The sequence below is a fragment of the Variovorax sp. GW823-FHT02B07 genome (assembly GCF_058797695.1).
This window is the reverse complement of sequence record NZ_JBXAJX010000001.1, coordinates 2355053-2372952: the sequence shown is the minus strand read 5'-3', so window position 1 is coordinate 2372952 and position 17900 is coordinate 2355053. Positions and strand designations below refer to the sequence as shown.

Genomic DNA, 17900 nt, shown 5'->3' with positions numbered 1-17900 from the left:
TTTTGGTGGCTTGCCCCGCTGTCCTTCGAGGGCAGCGGGCCACGCCGTTTTCAGGGGTCGCTGCGCAGGCCTGTGCAAAAAGCCCGTCAAAACGCATGCTTTAGCAGGCCTTCAGCAACCGGGGCTAGGATGAACCGCATCCCTTCCCGGGCCTCGCCGCCCGTTTCATCCCACTTCTTCACTGCATGCCCACCACTCCTTCGCGACGATCGCGCAAGCTCCTTGTCGGCCTGGCCTTGCTCGTCGCGCTGGCCATCGCGGCCTTCTTCTGGCTGAGCCCGCCGAAGAAAAGCGACTACCTGACCGCCACCGTGCAGCGCAGCGACCTGGAGAACGCGGTGCTCGCCACCGGCGTGCTGCAGGCTCTCAAGCAGGTCGAGGTGGGCGCGCAGGTGTCCGGCCAGCTCAAGTCGCTGAAGGTGGTGCTCGGCCAGACGGTGAAGAAGGGCGACTGGCTGGCCGAGATCGACCCCGTCATCTCGCAGAACACGCTCGCACAGGAGCAGGCCAAGCTGGAGAACCTGCAGGCCCAGAAGCTCGCCAAGGAAGTGCGCGTGAAGCAGGCCGAACTCACCTGGGCGCGCCAGCGCGAGATGCTGGCGCAGGACGCCGCCGCGCGCCAGGACCTGGAAAGCGCCGACACCGAACTGCGTGCGCTGCGCGCCGACGCCGTCTCGCTCGACGCGCAGATCCGCCAGCAGAAGCTGGCCCTGGCCTCGGCGCAGACCAACCTGTCGTACACCCGCATCGTCGCGCCCATCGACGGCGACGTGGTGTCCATCAGCACGCTCGAAGGCCAGACCGTGGTGGCCTCGTTCCAGGTGCCCACGCTGATGAAGCTGGCCGACCTGTCGACCATGACCGTGAAGGCCCAGGTGTCCGAGGCCGACGTGGTGCGCGTGAAGGCAGGCCAGCCGGTGTACTTCACCATCCTGGGCGACCCCGACACGCGCTACCACGGCACGCTGCGCGCGGTGCAGCCCTCGCCCGAGAAGATCAACAACGCCGTCTTCTTCAACGCGCTGTTCGACGTGCCCAACCCCGAGCGCACGCTGCGCGTCGACATGACGGCGCAGGTCGCCATCCTGCTGGGCGAGGCCAGGCAGGCGCTGACCGTGCCGCTCACCGCGCTCGGCACGCGCGACAAGGACGGCCGCCACGAAGTGCGCGTGCTCCTGCCCGACCAGCGCGTGGAAAAGCGGCAGGTGCGCGTGGGCATCAGCAACAACTTCCAGGCCCAGGTGCTCGAAGGCCTGAAGGAGGGCGACAGCGTCATCACCGGCGATGCCTCGGCGCTGGAGAAGACCGACGGCAATGACAGCGGCAACCGGAGGCCCCGCCAGTGACGCAGCCGCTGCTGACCCTGCGCGGTATCGGCCGCAGCTTTCCCTCGGGCGAGCAGGAGGTCCAGGTGCTGAAAGATGTCAACCTGGACATCGGCCACGGCGAAATGCTGGCCATCGTCGGCGCCTCGGGCTCGGGCAAGTCGACGCTGATGAATATCCTCGGCTGCCTCGACCGGCCGAGCACCGGCACCTACACCGTGTCGGGCCAGGACGTCGGCACGCTCGACAGCGACGCGCTCGCCGCGCTGCGGCGCGAGCACTTCGGCTTCATCTTCCAGCGCTACCACCTCATGCAGCATCTGACGGCCACCGGCAACGTCGAGGTGCCCGCCGTGTATGCCGGCACCGAGGGCTCGGCGCGCGACGCGCGGGCGCGGCAACTGCTCGCGCGCCTGGGCCTGGAAGACCGCACCGAACACCGGCCGAGCCAGCTCTCGGGCGGCCAGCAGCAGCGCGTGAGCATCGCGCGCGCACTCATGAACGGCGGGCAGGTCATCCTGGCCGACGAGCCCACCGGCGCGCTCGACAGCAAGAGCGGCCAGGAGGTCATCGGCATCCTGCGCGAGCTGCATGCGCAGGGGCACACGATCATCATCGTGACGCACGACATGCAGGTGGCGCGCTGCACCGAACGCATCATCGAGATCGCCGACGGCGCGATCGTGGGCGACCGGCCGAACGTGCCGACCGTGGCTGCGCCCGCGCAGACGGTCGGCGACGACACCCCCACGCCGCCCGCCATGACGCGCCCCATGCTGGGCATCGCGCGCTTCAGCACCGGCTGGGCGCGTTTCTCCGAAGCCTTCCGCATGGCCTGGCGCTCGATGATGGCGCACCGCATGCGCACGGCGCTGACCATGCTGGGCATCATCATCGGCATCACCTCGGTGGTGTCGATCGTGGCCATCGGGGAGGGCGCCAAGCGCTTCGTGCTCGCCGACATCAAGGCCATCGGCACCAACACGCTCGACATCTACCCGGGCCACGACTTCGGCGACGACAAGGCCGCGAGCATCCGCACGCTGCTGCCGGCGGACCTGCAGGCCATTGCCGCGCAGCCCTACGTGCACAGCGTCACACCGACCACCATGCGCAGCCTGCGATTGCGCTACCGCAGCGCCGACGTCAACGGCAACGTGAACGGCGTCAGCGACAACTTCTTCAGCGTGCGCGACATCCAGATGGCCAGCGGCACGGACTTCGACGCCAACGACGTGCGGCACCAGTCGCAGGTGGTGGTGATCGACCAGAACACGCGGCGCAAGCTCTTTCCAGACGGCACCGACCCCGTGGGCAAGATCATCCTGGTGGGCAGCCTGCCATGCACCGTGATCGGCGTGGCGCAGGAAAAGAAGAGCATGTTCGGCGAGAACAAGTCGCTCAACATCTGGCTGCCCTACAGCACCGGTGCAAGCCGCCTCTTCGGCCAGCAGCACTTCGACAGCATCACCGTGCGCATCCGCGACGACCAGCCCACCAAGGCGGCCGAAGAGAGCATCGTGCGGCTGCTCACGCTGCGCCACGGCGGCAAGGACTTCTTCACCTTCAACATGGACAGCATCGTGAAGACGGCCGAGCGCACGAGCCAGTCGCTCACGCTGCTGCTGTCGCTGATCGCGGTGATCTCGCTCGTGGTGGGCGGCATCGGCGTGATGAACATCATGCTGGTGTCGGTGACCGAGCGCACCCGCGAGATCGGCATCCGCATGGCCGTGGGCGCGCGCCAGAGCGACGTGCTGCAGCAGTTCCTGACCGAGGCCGTGCTCGTGTGCCTGGTCGGCGGTTTCATCGGCGTGGTGCTGTCGTACGGCATCAGCTTTGTGTTCTCGCTGTTCGTGAAGCAATGGCAAATGATCTTTTCGCTCGGGGCCGTGGTGTCGGCCTTTTTGTGCGCGTCGCTCATCGGCGTGCTGTTCGGGTACCTGCCGGCGCGCAACGCTGCGCGGCTCGACCCCATCGAGGCACTGGCGCGTGAGTAGCGCGCGACCGACCCTGGGGGCGCTCGCCATCGCACTGGCGCTCGGCGGCTGCACGCTGTTCGCGCCGGAGCGGCGCGAACAACGGCCGCTCGGCGTGCCGCAGGCCTGGCAGCAGCAACAGTCCCTGTCGCAGAACGCAGCGGCCGTGCCGCAGGCCCGCTGGTGGACCGCCTTCCACGACGCGCGGCTCGACACCCTGATCGAGAGCGCCCTGCGCACCAACAACAACCTGGCCGCCGCCGGCATCCGCGTGCAGCGGGCGCAGCTGCAGGCCGGCTTGGCGAACACCAACCTCACGCCCGGCGTGACGGGGCAGCTGGGCACCCAACGCAGCTTCGACCTGAAGCGCGGCGGCGTGGCCGCATCGAGCGCGAGCTCCTTGCTGAGCCTGAGCTACGAAGTCGACCTGTGGGGCCGCCTGTCGGCGCAGCGCAGCGTTGCCGACTGGGAGCTGCAGGCCACCCAGTCCGACCGCGAGGCCACGGCGCTGGCGCTGGTGGGCACGACGGCCGGGCTGTACTGGCAGACCGGCTACCTGAACCACCGTATCGCGCTGAGCGAAGCGGGCATGGCCGACGCACGGCGCATCCAGGCGCTGGTGCGCGCCAAATATGCGGCGGGCGCCGTGTCCGGCCTCGACGTCGCGCAGGCCGGCCAGAACCTCGCGAGCCAGGAGGCCGCGCACACGCAGCTGCTGCAGCAGCGCGTCGAGGCGCGCAACGCACTGGCCATCCTGTTCGACATGCCGCCCGACACCCCGAGAGACGAGCCCTCGCAGCTGCCGGACACCGCCTTGCCCGTGATCGATGCGGGACTGCCCGCCAGCCTGCTGGGCCGCCGGCCCGACCTGCGTGCTGCGGAGCAGCGCCTGCGGTCCTCGCTGGCGAACGTCGATGCCACGCGCACCAGCTTCTATCCGGTGCTGAGCCTCACGGGTTCGCTGGGCGCGGGGAGCAATGCCCTGGGCGAGGTGCTGAAGAACCCGATCGCCACGCTGGGCGCTGGTCTGGTGTTGCCGTTCCTGCAATGGAACACCGCGCGGCTGACCGTCGCCGTGTCGCAGACGCAGTACGAAGAAGCGGTCGTCGGGTTCCGCCAGTCGCTGTACACCGCGCTGTCCGAGGTCGAGAACACGCTGTCGTCGCGAACGCAGTTGCAAGACGAAAGCGTGAAGCTGGTCCTGGCGCTGCAACAGGCGCAACGCGCGGAGGCCTTGTCGGAAGTGCGCTACCGCGCCGGCGCGACCGCGTTGCAGCCCGTGCTCGACGCCAAGGACAAGCGCCGCGCCGCGGAGGTGTCACTGGCACAGAACCGGCTGAACCAGCTCAACGCAACGATGACGCTCTACAAGGCACTGGGCGGAGGCACGATCGTCGAGTAGCGGAAGAAGGACAGGGTGCTTTCACGCCACAGCAGGTGCCCGGCAGGCGGTGCGGTGTGGGCGGCCCCTCTGTGCCGCCGAGGAGCGCAGCGTTTCGCGGATCAGGGCTCGCAGCTGTTTGAGCGAAGCGAGTTCTGCGAGACCCCGCGAAACGCGAGCACCGCAGGGCAGCCGCGAAGCGGCCGGCACAGTGGGGCCGACCGCGCCGTACCGCTTGCCGGGCGCCCCTCAAAAGAGACCTAAGCCTGAAACGGCGGCGCCCCCCGCACCTTCCGAAAGAGCAACCCAGGCAACCGCAAGACAAACTCCACCATCAACCGCGTGTGCATCCAAGTCAGCAGCACATTGTCCCGCCCATAGCGAAAGTGCGAAACCCCGCCTTCCTCCGCCGTCAGGTACTTCACAGGCGCATCGATGTTCACCGGCTTGACCCCGCGCCAGGCCAGCCGCACGACCGCCTCGGTATCGAAGTCGAAGCGCCGCATCCACGGTTGCCGCGCCATCACAGCGATCAGGTCGACCACCGGGTACACGCGAAAACCGTAGAGCGAATCGCCCACGCCCGCGAACAGGGTTTCGAGCTGCGTCCAGCCGTTCGACACCCGCCGCCCGCGCACCCGCAGCAGCGGCGCACTGGCGTCGAACACCGGCCGGCCCAGCACCATCGTCTCGGGCCGCGCCAGCGAGGCGTTCATGAAAGAGGGGATCAGGTCTGCCGGATGCTGCCCGTCGGAGTCCATCGTGAGCGCGTGCGTGAAGCCGGCGTCCTTCGCGGCCCGCAAGCCGTGCAGCACCGCCGAACCCTTGCCCTGGTTCTGCGGCAGCACCCACACGCGCAACCCCGGATCGCCGGCCGCCATCTGCTGCAGCCGCTCGCCCGTGCCGTCATCGCTGCCGTCGATCACCACCCACACCGGGTTCCATTGGGCCCGCGCGGCCGCGACCGTCGAGAACAAGCGCTCGCCCGTGTTGTAGCTGGGGATCAGGACAAGGTGGGTGCGCGAGGCGTCTGCTGGCATTCGGGGGACGCGTCGGTGGCGCGCTGCTCCATGTGTTGACGGAAATAGTGTTCCAGCTCGACCTGCAACGCATCGCTGTCCTGCGTCGGCGCAAAGCGCTTGCCCAGCCGCAGCGTGAAGACGATGGGCAGCGGCGGCACGCGCCACAGCGGCCAGCCCTTGCCCAGGTAGGGCGAGTCGGTGTCGATGAACACGGTCTGGATCGGCGCCTGCGCCAGCTTGGCGATCAGCGTGGTGCCGGGGCGGAAGGGGTTCAGCGGCGGCGTCACCGTGCGCGTGCCTTCCGGAAAGATCACGAGCTGGCCGCCCTGGCGCAGGTCGTTGACCGCCAGGCGCACCATCGTGCGGGCCGACTTGTTGCTGATGTAGCGCGCCAGCCGGGCTCCGGCGCCGAGGAAGATGTTGCCCATCAGCTCGGCCTTCATGATGCAGGCGCTGCGCGGCAGCCGCGCCACCAGCAGCAGCGCATCGAGCATGGTCGGGTGGTTGGCCACGAAGATCACGCCGGGCTCGTTGCGCATCGGGTCCAGGCACGAGGCGTCGATGCGCATCATGCCGGTGACCGAGGCGAGCCACCAGAACATCCGGTAGGCAAAGGCAATGGTCATGCGGCCCAGCGCGCGCGCCGGCGCGGCCGGCATCACCGGGTACAGCAGCATGGCGGCGAAGTTCCAGACCAGCGAGATCAGGCCGAGGAACAGCAGCAGCGCATAGAGCATCAGCGCGAGCGGGATCGACGTGAGAAGACGCAGCACGTTCATGGGTGGTGTCGGTCGAGCAGGCGGACGGCGGGCCGCTCAGGCGGCCTGCAGCCGGCCGGCGGCGACCGTGTGGGCTTCGATCTCGACCAGCAGATCGCTGCGGCAGATGTCGGCTTCCAGGTACACCGCATGGCGGGCCATCGGCGACTGGGCGCCGAGCGCGGCTTCGATCACCTCGCGAACGGCGTCGGTGTCCGACGGATGCCGCACGTACACCACGCAGTCGAGCGCATCGAGCGAGAAGCGCGCCGTGGTCTGCGCATGGGCGGAGGCGATCACGGCCTCGAGGTTGCGCAGCGTTTCGCGGGCCTGCTCACGCACGTCGCCGTGGTGCACCGTTTCGTGGCCGACGATGCTCGCGGTGCCCGAGATGAAGAGCGCGACTTGGTCGTCGCCGATGTCCGCCAGTGCGGCGCGCGAGAAGGTCGGCGAGCGCGGGCCGTAGGTTTCGGGATAGCGGTAGGCCGACACCTGCCGCGGGTTCTCGACCGGCAGCGGCGCGGCGCGTCCCGCGAGAAAACGGATCGACAGCGCACCCTGGCGGATGCCCAGCGCACAGGCGGCCGGGGCACCTTCGAAGGCGGCGCGGCCGGCTTCGAAGAAGGCCTCTTGCCGACCGAGGTTGAACTGGCGATACCGCTCCAGCCCGCCGCCGTCGGCATTGATGCGCGGCAGGTAGTTCCAGATGCGCTGCAGGTGCGGCGTGCCGGCCTGCTCGAGTGTGCGGAACAGGTCGCGGTAGGCGCGCTGCGCAAGCTCCGTCAGGCCCTGGCCTTCGACGGCTTCATCGAGGTCGATGGCGCCGAGCAGCCAGTGCCCGTCGGTGCGCCAGCGCGCGATGCCGGTGGTGCCCGACCGGACCTGGGTGCCATCACCCGCTTGCCCCACGTGCCACACATCGGCCATCGCGCCTTGCGGTGACAGCACGCGCGCGTTGACCGTGGGCATCCAGGCGACACCGTGCGGCGTGCCGTAGCCGAGCGCGGCAAAGGGTGCATGGCTGTGCGTGGCCAGCGCAAGGCTGTCCGGCAGCGAGAGGCGCTCCACGCGCAGGGGGGAATGAAGGCGGTCGTCCTGGGGGCGCACGTTCAGCGAACCTCGTCGGCGGTGGATTCGGGCTTGCGGCCGGTATAGGCCGAGAAGACCCCGAGGCTCGCATGCCGGCGCACGTCGCTGAAGCCGGCGGCGCCCAGGGCCTGCATGACGCGTTCGGGCGGGATGCAGGCCTCGATCGTGTCCCAGTAATAGCGCCACAGCTCCGAGGTGTCGCTGCGGCGGCCGACCACGCGGGCGATCAACGGCACCACGGCGCGCATGTAGCCCTTGAGCAGCGCGGTGGCCAAGCGGCCTTCGGGCTTGGTGATCTCGAGCACCACCACGCGCCCGCCCGGGCGCAGCACGCGATGGAATTCGGAAAAGGCGGCGGCCACGTCGCTGATGTGGCGCATGGCGTAACCCATGCTCACGAAATCGCAGCTGGCGTCGGGGCGGGGCAGGGCCTCGGCGACGCCTTGAATCAGTTCGACGCCGGGCAGCCGGACCTGGCCCATCATGCCCACGCTGGGGTCGACGCCGGTGAGCTTGCCGGTGGAGCCGATGAGCTTCAGGGCTTCGCGGGCGACGAGCCCGGTGCCAATGCCCACGTCGAGCACCTGGGCGCCCGCCGTGAGGCCGGCCTGCTTCAACGCGTCACGGCGGTACGAGGGGCCGGTGCCGAAGGCCAGCACGGCTTCGATGCGGTCGTAGTCCGCGGCCGTGCTGTCGAAGATGCGCCGCAGGAACGCCTGGTGCTCCGCTTCGGTGTTGTAGTACAGCGGCAGCGGGGCGTGCGGCGGCAGGGCGTCGGGATTTCCCGTACCGGCAATGGGCGATGGCGTCATCGAACAATTATCACCAAAAGGTCCGGGCCGAAATCCCGGGCGCCGGGGGAGCGTTGTGTGCGCCGGACAGTAAACTCCACACTTGCTTTGAAAACACACGACAGCGAGAGAGAAAGCCATGGCCGGACATAGCAAGTGGGCAAATATTCAGCACCGCAAGGGCCGCCAGGACGAGAAACGGGGCAAGCTCTGGACCCGCGCCATCCGTGAAATCACGGTGGCGGCACGCGCCGGCGGCGCAGACCTCAGCGCCAACCCCCGGCTGCGGCTGGCGGTCGAAAAGGCCAAGGCGGTCAACCTGCCCATCGACACCGTCAAGCGCAACATCGACAAGGCCACGGGCAACCTCGAAGGCGTCAATTACGAAGAAATTCGTTACGAAGGGTACGGCATCGGCGGCGCGGCGATCATCGTCGACACCATGACCGACAACCGCGTGCGCACCGTGGCCGAAGTGCGCCACGCCTTCTCCAAGCACGGCGGCAACATGGGCACCGAAGGCTCGGTGGCCTTCCAGTTCAAGCACTGCGGCCAGATCATCTTTGCGCCCGGCACCAGCGAGGACAAGGTCATGGAAGTGGCCCTCGAAGCCGGCGCCGAGGACGTGATCACCGACGACGACGGCGCCATCGAGGTGCTCACCGCCATCGGCGACTTCGAGGCCGTGAAGAACGCGCTCGAAGCCGCGGGCCTGAAGCCCGACGCCGCCGAAATCACGATGCGCGCCGAGAACACCGTGGACGTGACCGGCGAAGACGCCGCCAGGATGCAGAAGCTCCTCGATGTGCTCGAGGACCTGGATGATGTGCAGGACGTGTATCACAACGCCGCACTGTCCGACTGAACGAATGAATGATGGATCCACAGCGACAAACGAAAGCCCGCGAATGAAGGTACTGGTGATTGGAGGAGGGGGCCGCGAGCACGCACTGGCGTGGCGGCTGGCGCAGGGCAACCGGGTCAGCCGCGTCTACGTGGCGCCCGGCAACGGCGGCACCGTGAGCGACGAACGCTACGACTGCATCGACATCACCGAACCCGCCGCGCTGCGCGAGTGGGCGATGGCCGAGAAAATCGCGCTGACCGTGGTCGGCCCCGAGGGGCCGCTGGCGGCCGGCGTGGTGGACGAGTTCCGCGCGCACGGCCTGCGCATCTTCGGCCCGACGCAGGCGGCTGCGCAGCTCGAAAGCTCCAAGGCCTTCTCGAAGGCGTTCATGAAGCGCCACAAGATCCCGACGGCCGAATACGAGGCCTTCACCGACGCCGCCGCGGCCCATGCGTACATCGACGCCAAGGGCGCACCGATCGTCGTCAAGGCCGACGGCCTGGCCGCCGGCAAGGGCGTGGTCGTTGCCATGACCGCGCAGGAAGCCCATGAGGCCGTCGACTTCATGCTGGTCGACAACAAGTTCGGCGTGTCGCACAACGAAGGCGGCGCACGCGTCGTCATCGAAGAATTCCTGCAAGGCGAAGAAGCCAGCTTCATCGTGATGTGCGATGGCAAGAACGTTGCCGCGCTGGCCACCAGCCAGGACCACAAGCGCCTGCTCGACGGCGACGAAGGCCCGAACACCGGCGGCATGGGCGCGTACTCGCCCGCGCCCGTGGTCACGGCCGAGGTGCATGCGCGCGCCATGCGCGAGATCATCCTGCCGACCATCCGCGGCATGGAAAAGGACGGCATTCCGTTCACCGGCTTCCTCTATGCCGGTCTCATGATCGACGCGGCCGGCCAGCCCAAGACGCTCGAATTCAACTGCCGCATGGGCGACCCCGAGACGCAGCCAATCATGATGCGCCTGAAGTCCGACCTGTTCGAGGTGTTCTGGCACGCCACCGACGGCACGCTCGACCAGGTCGAGCTGCAGTGGGACCGGCGCGTGGCGCTGGGCGTGGTGATGGCCGCGCACGGCTACCCGCTGTCGCCGCGCAAGGGCGATCGCATCAGCGGCATCCCGGCCGAGGCGCCCGATGCCGTGGTGTTCCACGCGGGCACCACGCTCGAGAACGGTGAGCTCAAGACCAGCGGCGGCCGCGTGCTCTGCGTGACCGTGCTGGCCGACAGCGTCAAGCAGGCGCAGCAGCGCGCCTACGAGGTCGCGGCGCGTGTGCAGTTCGACGGTGCGCAGTACCGCAAGGACATCGGCTACCGCGCCGTCAACGCGCGCAACACGCCCCACGCCTGATGCCTGCCACCCAGCCGAAGGCGGTCGGCGACTACCTGCGCGGACTGCAGCAATCGATCATCTCGGCGGTCGAGGCGGCGGACGGCGGCAGCGCGGTGCGTGACGCCTGGCAGAAAGAGCCCGGCGAGCCGCTGCAGGGCAGCGGCCTGACCTGCATCCTCGAAGGCGGTGCGCTGTTCGAGCGCGCCGGCGTCGGCTTCTCGCAGGTGCGCGGCGCCAAGCTGCCGCCCTCGGCCACGCAGAACCGCCCCGAGCTGTCGGGTGCGCCGTTCGAGGCCATGGGCGTGTCGCTGGTGTTCCACCCGCGCAATCCTTACGTGCCGATCGTCCACATGAACGTGCGCATGCTGGCCGCGCAGCCCGCGGGCGGCGGCGATCCCGTGTGCTGGTTCGGCGGCGGCATGGACCTCACACCGTGCTACGGCTTCGAAGAAGACGCGGTGCATTTCCACACCGTGTGCCGCGATGCGCTCGCTCCCTTCGGCACCGACAAGTACCCGCGCTTCAAGACCTGGTGCGACGAGTATTTCTTTTTGAAGCACCGCAACGAGCAGCGCGGCATCGGCGGCATCTTTTTCGACGACTTCGCCGAGGGCGGCATCGAGAACGGCTTTGCGCTGATCCGCTCGGTCGGCGATGCCTTCCTGCAGGCCTACCTGCCGATCGTCGAGCGCCGCCGCGGCATGCCGTACGGCGAGCGCGAACGCGAGTTCCAGCTGTACCGGCGCGGGCGTTACGTCGAGTTCAACCTCGTGTGGGACCGTGGCACGCACTTCGGCCTGCAGTCGGGCGGACGCACCGAATCGATCCTGCTGTCGATGCCGCCGCTCGCGAGCTGGGCCTACCGGCAACAGCCCGAAGCGGGTAGCCCCGAAGCCGCGCTGTACAGCGACTTCATCGTGCGCCGGGACTGGGTGTGAACCCCACCGGTTCCGCTTTGCGCATCGGCGTCTTTGGCGGGGCCTTCGACCCGCCGCACAACGCGCACGTCGCCCTGGCCGAAGCTGCATTGGCGCAACTCGATCTGACGGAGTTGCACGTCATTCCCACGGGGCAGGCCTGGCACAAGAGCCGCACGCTCACGCCGAAGGAAGACCGCCTCGCGATGGCGCAACTGGCCTTCGGCAACCTGCAAGGCAAGGTCGTCATCGACAGCCGCGAAGTGCTGCGCGACGGCCCGACCTACACGCTCGACACGCTGCACGAATTGCAGAAAGAGCAGCCCGGCGCACAGCTCGTTCTGGTGATGGGCGCCGACCAGGCCAGCGCCTTGCCGACCTGGCACGGCTGGCAGGATATACTCGGCATTGCTATCGTTTCTGTAGCGTATCGCGCACTATCGACGGGTGACGTCACTCGTTTTGATCCGAAACAGCTGCCCGGCCTCCCGGCTGGCGCGCGTTTCGAGGCGCTTGAACTGCCTGCCGCCATGGACACCAGCGCCACCGATATCCGGCGGCGTGTGGCGTCGGGTGTGGACATTTCCTCGCTGGTTCCGCCCACGGTTGCACGCTATATTGACCAACACCACCTCTACCGCTCTGCCTGATGACCACTGAAGCCGCCGCCAAAAAAGACATCCAAAAACTCCAGCGAGCCATCATCGATGGTCTCGAAGACGTCAAGGCGCAGGACATCCAGGTATTCGACACGGAGCACCTCTCGCCGCTGTTCGAGCGCGTGATCGTGGCGTCGGGCACCTCCAACCGCCAGACCAAGGCGCTCGCTTCGAGCGTGCGCGACGCCGTGCGTGAAGCCGGCTTTGCCAAGCCGCGCACCGAGGGCGAGGAAAACGGCGAGTGGATCATCGTGGACTGCGGCGCGGCCGTGGCGCACATCATGCAGCCCGCCATCCGCCAGTACTACCACCTCGAAGAGATCTGGGGCGACAAGCCGGTGCGCGCCAAGCTCGGCGCCACCAAGCCCGCGCTGGCCACCGCCTCGTCCGTCGTCAAGGGCGCCGAAGAGAAGAAGACGGCCGCCGCCAAGACGCCGAGCCTGCGCCGTTCGAGCGCCGCCAAGACCGCGATCCGCGCAGCCGAGCAGGAAGCCAAGGCCGCCAAGGCGCCGGCGAAGAAGGCCGCATCGAAGACTGCAGGCAAGACAGCCGCCAAGAAGGCGCCTGCGAAGAAGTCCGCCACGGGCACCGCACGCGTGCCGGTGAAGGTGGTCGGCAAGCCGGCCGCCAAGAAGACCGCTGCGAAGAAGGCGCCGGCCAAGAAGGCGCCAGCCCGCCGCGCATGAAGCTGCTGGTGGTCGCCGTCGGGCAGCGCATGCCCGACTGGGCGCAGACTGCCTGGGACGACTACGCCAAGCGCTTCCCGCCCGAGCTGAAGCTCGAGCTGCGCGCCGTCAAGACCGAGCCGCGCGGCTCCAAGACACTCGAAACGCTGTATGCCGCCGAGCGCGAGCGCATCGAAGGCGCCATCGCCCGTGGCATGCGCATCGTCGTGCTCGACGAGCGCGGCACCGCGCTCACCACCAAGGCGCTGGCCGCACGGCTGCAGACCTGGCAGGGCGAGGGCGACGACGTCGCGCTGGTCATCGGCGGCCCCGACGGGCTCGACCCGGCCTTCAAGGCCGCGGCGCACGAACGCATCCGCCTGTCCGACCTGACCCTGCCGCATGCCATGGCGCGCGTGCTGCTGGTCGAACAGCTCTACCGGGCGTGGTCGGTCAACGCGGGCCATCCGTACCACCGGGAATGATCACGGGGCCGGCGGTGGGGCCCACCTCGGAGACCTGAACTTGCCTGACTTCATCTACCTCGCGTCGCAAAGCCCGCGCCGCGCCCAATTGCTCGGCCAGCTCGGCGTGCGTCACGAACTGCTGCTGGCCGGCGCCGACGAAGACGCCGAGGCGCTCGAGGCCTTGCTGCCGAACGAATCGCCGACCGCCTACGTGCAGCGCGTCACCGCCCTCAAGCTCGATGCCGCCGTCGCGCGCCGCAAGCGCCTGGGCCTGGCCGACGCGCCCGTGCTGTGCGCCGACACCACGGTCGCGCTCGGCCGCACCATCCTCGGCAAGCCCGAGGACGCACGCGACGCCGAGCGCATGCTGGTGCACCTGTCCGGCGCCACGCATCGCGTGCTCACGGCGGTCGCGCTGCAGAACGGCCGTCGACGCCATGCGGCGCTGAGCGTGTCGCGCGTGCGCTTCGCCGCGCTCACCAAGAAGCAGGTTGCGGCCTACGCCGCCAGCGGCGAGCCGCTCGGCAAGGCTGGCGCCTATGCCATCCAGGGCGCAGCGGCTGCGTTCGTGGAGCACATCAGCGGCTCCTATTCGGGCATCATGGGACTCCCCATGTTCGAGACCGCGCAGCTGCTTCGAGGCGTCGGTTTCAATACTTAAGACATCCATGCAAGACATCCTGATCAACTGGTCTCCGCAGGAGACCCGTGTGGCGCTGGTCGAGCACGGCGCGGTGCAAGAGCTGCACGTCGAGCGCACGCTCGAGCGCGGGCTGGTCGGCAACATCTACCTGGGCAAGGTCTCGCGCGTGCTGCCGGGCATGCAGTCGGCCTTCATCGACATCGGCCTGGAACGCACCGCCTTCCTGCACGTGGCCGACATCGTCTCGCCGTTCACGCCGGGCTCGCGCCCGAGCGCCGCACCGCCCGAACGCGACCACCGCAACGGCGGGCCGATGGTGCCCATCGAGAAGCAGGTGTTCGAGGGCCAGTCGCTGCTGGTGCAGGTCATCAAGGACCCGATCGGCACCAAGGGTGCGCGGCTGTCCACGCAGATCAGCATCGCGGGCCGGCTGCTGGTGTTCCTGCCGCAGGACAACCACATCGGCGTGTCGCAGAAGATCCCGCCCGACCAGCGCGAGTCGCTGCGCAACCGCATGCTGGCGCTCATCGAGGCGGCCGCGGCCGCCGAGAGCGGCGGCGTGGTACCGGTGAACACGGGCGGCTTCATCCTGCGCACCAACGGCGAAGACGCGGCCGATGCCGAACTGGCCGAAGACATCGCCTACCTGCGCAAGACCTGGACCCGCATCCGCGAGGCCTCGAGCCGGATGCCGGCCATGTCGCTGCTGCACCAGGACCTGAGCCTGCTGCAGCGCGTGCTGCGCGACATGACGAGCGAAGACACGCAGACCATCCGCATCGACTCGCGCGAGCAGTTCGAGGTGCTGCTGAAGTTCGGCCTCGAATTCATGCCGCAGGCGGCCGGCAAGCTGCAGCACTACAAGGGCGAGCGGCCGATCTTCGACCTGTACTCGGTGGACGAGGAAATCGCGAAGGCGCTGGGCCGGCGCGTCGACCTGAAGTCGGGCGGCTACCTCGTGGTCGACCAGACCGAGGCGCTGACCACCGTCGACGTGAACACCGGCGGCTTCGTCGGTGCGCGCAACTTCGACGACACCATCTTCAAGACCAACCTGGAGGCCGCGCAGGCCATTGCGCGGCAGCTGCGCCTGCGCAATCTTGGCGGGATCATCATCGTCGACTTCATCGACATGGCACGCGACGACCACCGCGAGCAGGTGCTGGCGGAGTTCCGCAAGCAGCTCGCGCGCGACCGCGTGAAGACCACGGCCGGCGGTTTCTCGCAGCTGGGCCTGGTCGAGATGACGCGCAAGCGCACGCGCGAATCGCTGGCCCACATGCTGTGCGAGCCCTGCGTGGCCTGCGGCGGGCAGGGCATCGTGAAGACCGCGCGCAGCGTGGCCTACGACGTGATGCGCGAGATCCTGCGCGAGGCGCGGCAGTTCACGCCACGCGAGTTCCGCATCGTCTCGTCGCCGCAGGTCATCGAGCTGTTCCTCGATGAAGAGAGCCAGCACCTCGCGGGGCTGAGCGACTTCATCGGCAAGCCGATCTCGCTGCAGTCGGAGCCGGCGATCGGGCAGGGGCAGTACGACATCGTGCTGCTCTGACGGTGGGAGCGCGCGGCCCGTGGCAACGACGGGTCAGCGCTTCGATTCCTGGCCTTGCCGCATCCAGACGCTGGCCAGCGCGGCGGCCACCAGCATGCCGGCGATCAGCAACAGCCCGTTCTTCGTGCTGCCCGTGCTCTGCTCGATCCAGCCCATCACCGACGGGCCGATGAAGCCGCCCACGAGGCCGCAGGTGTTGACCAACGCGAGTCCGCCTGCCAGCGCCACGCCAGCCAGCCGTGAGGACGCGAACAGGAAGATCACGGACTGCACCACGAAGAACATCGAGCCCGTGAGGCAGAAACCGGCCAGCGCGACGGCCGGGCTCGCGAAGGCTGCGATCAGCAGGCCCACCGCCATCGAGACCAGCCCGACCAGCAGCAGGCGCCGGCCGCGCTGCGGCGTGACCGCGAGCCGCGGCAGCGCAATGGCGCCGACGGCGGCGGCCACCCAGGGCAGCGAGTTGAGCGCGCCGATCTCCAGCGGCGAGAGCTTGCCGTAGGTGCCGATGATGCTCGGCAGGAAGAAGATCACCGTGTAGATGCTGATCTGGTGGCAGAAGTAGACAAAGATCGCCAGCCAGATCTGCCGGTCGACCAGGCAGGCGCGGAACGACTCGCCGACCCGACCGTTGGCCACGTCCTCGGCGCGTTCGGCGGCGAGCTGGCGTTCGATGGCCTGCGCCTGCGGGCGCGTGAGCCAGCTGGCGCTGGAGGGGCCGTCAGGCAGCTTGCGCCAGACCACGAAGGCCAGCGCCACGGCGGGCAGGCCTTCGAGCACGAACATCCATTGCCAGCCGTGCCAGCCCCACAGGCCGTCCATCTGCAGCAGCGCGCCGCCGACCGGGCCGCTGAGGATGTTCGCGATGCACACGCCGAGCAGGAAGTAGCCCGTGGCGCGTGCGCGGTCCTTGCGGCCGAACCAGTAGTTCAGGTACAGCATCACGCCCGGGAACAGGCCGGCTTCCGCCGCGCCGAGCAGGATGCGCATCACGTAGAACGAGGTCTCGCCCGTGACGAAGGCCATGCCGGCCGACAGCAGGCCCCAGGTGATCATGATGCGGGCGATCCACCAGCGGGCGCCCACGCGGTGCATCACGAGGTTGCTGGGCACTTCGAGCAGCGCGTAGCTCAGGAAGAACAGCCCCGCGCCCAGCCCGTAGGCGGCCGCCGAGATGCCGATGTCCACGGCCATGTGGCTCTTGGCCAGCGCGATGTTGGTGCGGTCGATGAAGCTGATCACATAGGCCAGCACCAGCAGCGGCATGAGCTTGCGGAAGATCAGCGCATTGAGCGAGGCCTGCTCGTCGACGGCCTGGCTGGCGCGCAGGCCCGGCGGCGTGGCGGGGATGGATGGGGGTTGCATGGGATGTCTCTCTCCTGTCCTGTCGTGTTCTGGCGGAAGGTCGTCGGCGGGCGCCGGCGGGCGTGCAGATGCGGCCCGGTCATGGGCCGGGCCGAGTCGGGTCAGTGGTTCTGGCGCAGGGCTAGAAGTCGACGTTCGCCGCGCCCTTGAGGCCGAGGATCTCGCGCGCCTCGGCGGGTGTCGCGATGTCGATGTTCAGCGCCTCCAGCACGGCGCGGATGCGCAGCACCTGTTCGGCGCTCGACGCGGCGAGCCGGCCCGGGCCGATCCACAGCGAGTCTTCGAGCCCGACGCGCACGTGCGAGCCCATGGCGGCACCGATGGTGGCCAGCGGCAGCTGGTTGCGGCCGGTGCCGAGGATCGACCATTCGAAGCGGTCGCCGAACAGCCGCGCGGCGGTGCGGCGCATGTGCATCAGGTCTTCGGGGTCGGCGCCGATGCCGCCCAGGATGCCGAAGACCGTCTGCACGAAGACCGGGGCCTGCACCAGCCCGCGGTCCAGGAAGTGCCGCAGGTTGTTGAGGTGGCTCACGTCGTAGCACTCGAACTCGAAGCGCGTGCCGTTGGCGTTGCCGAGCTTGAGGATGTTCTCGATGTCGGCGAAGGTGTTCTTGAAGATCAGGTTGCGGCTGTTCTCCAGGTGCTCGCGCTCCCATTCATGCGCGAAGGACTTGAAGCGCTCCAGCATCGGAAAGAGGCCGAAGTTCATCGAGCCCATGTTGAGCGACGCGAGCTCGGGCTTGAAGGTGGTGGCCGGGCGCATGCGCTCCTCGACGCTCATGTGCGGGCTGCCGCCGGTGGTGATGTTGATCACCGCATCGGTCGCGGCCTTGATTTTCGAAAGGAAGGGGCGGAACAGGTCCGGGTCCTGCGAGGGGCGGCCGTCCTTCGGGTCGCGCGCATGCAGGTGCAGGATCGCGGCGCCGGCGCGGGCGGCTTCGATGGATGCTTGCGCAATCTCGTCGGCCGTCACGGGAAGGTGCGGCGACATGCTGGGCGTGTGGATGGCGCCCGTGGGGGCGCAGGTGATGATGGCTTTGAGGCGTTGGGCCATGAGGTGTCCGGAAAGAAGAAGAGGGAAAGAAGGGGCGTGCGAGC

At 68.5% G+C, this 17900-nt stretch carries 17 protein-coding genes; 11 read left to right on the top strand and 6 right to left on the bottom strand.

Annotation, left to right across the window (positions count from 1 at the left end):
• Positions 1-185: 185 nt before the first annotated feature.
• From macA to AC1RGU_RS11115, 3 genes are read left to right on the top strand one after another with little or no spacing between them, the layout of a single operon-like run.
• Entirely contained in the window at positions 186-1346 is a 1161-nt protein-coding gene (gene macA / locus AC1RGU_RS11125) for a macrolide transporter subunit MacA (protein WP_492697079.1), read from the top strand.
• Positions 1343-3325: a macrolide ABC transporter ATP-binding protein/permease MacB gene (macB, locus tag AC1RGU_RS11120; protein WP_492697080.1), complete on the top strand. Its 1983-nt coding sequence runs from the start codon at positions 1343-1345 to the stop codon at positions 3323-3325. The genes macA and macB overlap by 4 nt, the downstream gene beginning before the upstream one ends.
• Positions 3318-4706: an efflux transporter outer membrane subunit gene (locus AC1RGU_RS11115; RefSeq protein WP_492697082.1), complete on the top strand. Its 1389-nt coding sequence runs from the start codon at positions 3318-3320 to the stop codon at positions 4704-4706. Before macB ends, AC1RGU_RS11115 begins: the two co-directional genes overlap by 8 nt.
• A 239-nt stretch (positions 4707-4945) precedes the next feature.
• On the opposite strand, the gene AC1RGU_RS11110 is transcribed toward AC1RGU_RS11115, so the two are convergent.
• The 4 genes from AC1RGU_RS11110 to AC1RGU_RS11095 are packed head-to-tail and all read right to left on the bottom strand — an operon-like array spanning position 4946 to position 8366.
• Positions 4946-5725 carry a glycosyltransferase family 2 protein gene (locus tag AC1RGU_RS11110; protein WP_492696428.1) on the bottom strand — a complete coding sequence of 260 codons (780 nt, stop codon included), beginning with the start codon at positions 5723-5725 and terminating at the stop codon, positions 4946-4948.
• Positions 5689-6486, bottom strand: a complete 798-nt coding sequence (locus tag AC1RGU_RS11105) for a lysophospholipid acyltransferase family protein (RefSeq protein ID WP_492696427.1) — start codon at positions 6484-6486, stop codon at positions 5689-5691. The genes AC1RGU_RS11110 and AC1RGU_RS11105 overlap by 37 nt, the downstream gene beginning before the upstream one ends.
• Before the next feature lie 36 nt (positions 6487-6522).
• The gene (locus AC1RGU_RS11100; protein WP_492696426.1) at positions 6523-7572 is read right to left on the bottom strand and encodes a chorismate transformation FkbO/Hyg5 family protein; all 1050 of its coding nucleotides are present in this window, start codon (positions 7570-7572) and stop codon (positions 6523-6525) included.
• 2 nt (positions 7573-7574) lie between these two features.
• On the bottom strand, positions 7575-8366 hold the full coding sequence (locus AC1RGU_RS11095; protein ID WP_492696425.1) for a class I SAM-dependent methyltransferase: 792 nt from the start codon (positions 8364-8366) through the stop codon (positions 7575-7577).
• 118 nt (positions 8367-8484) lie between these two features.
• Here AC1RGU_RS11095 and AC1RGU_RS11090 point away from each other — a divergent pair, with 118 nt between their 5' ends.
• From AC1RGU_RS11090 to rng, 8 genes are read left to right on the top strand one after another with little or no spacing between them, the layout of a single operon-like run.
• Entirely contained in the window at positions 8485-9210 is a 726-nt protein-coding gene (locus AC1RGU_RS11090) for a YebC/PmpR family DNA-binding transcriptional regulator (RefSeq protein ID WP_056580425.1), read from the top strand.
• 43 nt (positions 9211-9253) lie between these two features.
• Positions 9254-10552: a phosphoribosylamine--glycine ligase gene (gene purD, locus AC1RGU_RS11085; RefSeq protein WP_062470106.1), complete on the top strand. Its 1299-nt coding sequence runs from the start codon at positions 9254-9256 to the stop codon at positions 10550-10552.
• Positions 10552-11472 carry an oxygen-dependent coproporphyrinogen oxidase gene (gene hemF / locus AC1RGU_RS11080; RefSeq protein WP_492696424.1) on the top strand — a complete coding sequence of 307 codons (921 nt, stop codon included), beginning with the start codon at positions 10552-10554 and terminating at the stop codon, positions 11470-11472. The genes purD and hemF overlap by 1 nt, the downstream gene beginning before the upstream one ends.
• Positions 11469-12101 (top strand): nicotinate (nicotinamide) nucleotide adenylyltransferase, encoded by a 633-nt coding sequence (gene nadD / locus AC1RGU_RS11075; protein ID WP_492696423.1) that lies wholly within the window; start codon positions 11469-11471, stop codon positions 12099-12101. The genes hemF and nadD overlap by 4 nt, the downstream gene beginning before the upstream one ends.
• Positions 12101-12796: a ribosome silencing factor gene (gene rsfS / locus AC1RGU_RS11070; protein ID WP_062470113.1), complete on the top strand. Its 696-nt coding sequence runs from the start codon at positions 12101-12103 to the stop codon at positions 12794-12796. The genes nadD and rsfS overlap by 1 nt, the downstream gene beginning before the upstream one ends.
• The gene (gene rlmH, locus AC1RGU_RS11065) at positions 12793-13260 is read left to right on the top strand and encodes a 23S rRNA (pseudouridine(1915)-N(3))-methyltransferase RlmH (protein ID WP_070060813.1); all 468 of its coding nucleotides are present in this window, start codon (positions 12793-12795) and stop codon (positions 13258-13260) included. The genes rsfS and rlmH overlap by 4 nt, the downstream gene beginning before the upstream one ends.
• A 40-nt stretch (positions 13261-13300) precedes the next feature.
• Entirely contained in the window at positions 13301-13903 is a 603-nt protein-coding gene (locus tag AC1RGU_RS11060) for a Maf family protein (protein ID WP_492696422.1), read from the top strand.
• Between the two features lie 7 nt (positions 13904-13910).
• Complete coding sequence (gene rng / locus AC1RGU_RS11055) at positions 13911-15437, top strand: ribonuclease G (protein ID WP_062470121.1); 1527 nt, start codon at positions 13911-13913, stop codon at positions 15435-15437.
• A 33-nt stretch (positions 15438-15470) separates the two neighbouring features.
• Here the strand turns inward: rng and AC1RGU_RS11050 are convergent, their stop codons facing one another.
• Positions 15471-16802: an MFS transporter gene (locus tag AC1RGU_RS11050; RefSeq protein WP_492696421.1), complete on the bottom strand. Its 1332-nt coding sequence runs from the start codon at positions 16800-16802 to the stop codon at positions 15471-15473.
• 121 nt (positions 16803-16923) lie between these two features.
• A complete protein-coding gene (gene kce, locus AC1RGU_RS11045; protein WP_492696420.1) occupies positions 16924-17856 on the bottom strand; it encodes a 3,5-dioxohexanoate:acetyl-CoA acetone transferase in 933 nt (310 codons plus the stop codon).
• Positions 17857-17900 lie beyond the last annotated feature (44 nt).

Coding starts and splice junctions, on each gene's coding strand:
- purD (WP_062470106.1), top strand. CDS start 9,254: ATGAAGGTACTGGTGATTGGAGGAGGGGGCCGCGAGCACGCACTGGCG.
- kce (WP_492696420.1), bottom strand. CDS start 17,856: ATGGCCCAACGCCTCAAAGCCATCATCACCTGCGCCCCCACGGGCGCC.
- AC1RGU_RS11090 (WP_056580425.1), top strand. CDS start 8,485: ATGGCCGGACATAGCAAGTGGGCAAATATTCAGCACCGCAAGGGCCGC.
- AC1RGU_RS11095 (WP_492696425.1), bottom strand. CDS start 8,366: ATGACGCCATCGCCCATTGCCGGTACGGGAAATCCCGACGCCCTGCCG.
- rng (WP_062470121.1), top strand. CDS start 13,911: ATGCAAGACATCCTGATCAACTGGTCTCCGCAGGAGACCCGTGTGGCG.
- AC1RGU_RS11110 (WP_492696428.1), bottom strand. CDS start 5,725: ATGCCAGCAGACGCCTCGCGCACCCACCTTGTCCTGATCCCCAGCTAC.
- AC1RGU_RS11105 (WP_492696427.1), bottom strand. CDS start 6,486: ATGAACGTGCTGCGTCTTCTCACGTCGATCCCGCTCGCGCTGATGCTC.
- rsfS (WP_062470113.1), top strand. CDS start 12,101: ATGACCACTGAAGCCGCCGCCAAAAAAGACATCCAAAAACTCCAGCGA.
- macA (WP_492697079.1), top strand. CDS start 186: ATGCCCACCACTCCTTCGCGACGATCGCGCAAGCTCCTTGTCGGCCTG.
- hemF (WP_492696424.1), top strand. CDS start 10,552: ATGCCTGCCACCCAGCCGAAGGCGGTCGGCGACTACCTGCGCGGACTG.
- AC1RGU_RS11050 (WP_492696421.1), bottom strand. CDS start 16,802: ATGCAACCCCCATCCATCCCCGCCACGCCGCCGGGCCTGCGCGCCAGC.
- rlmH (WP_070060813.1), top strand. CDS start 12,793: ATGAAGCTGCTGGTGGTCGCCGTCGGGCAGCGCATGCCCGACTGGGCG.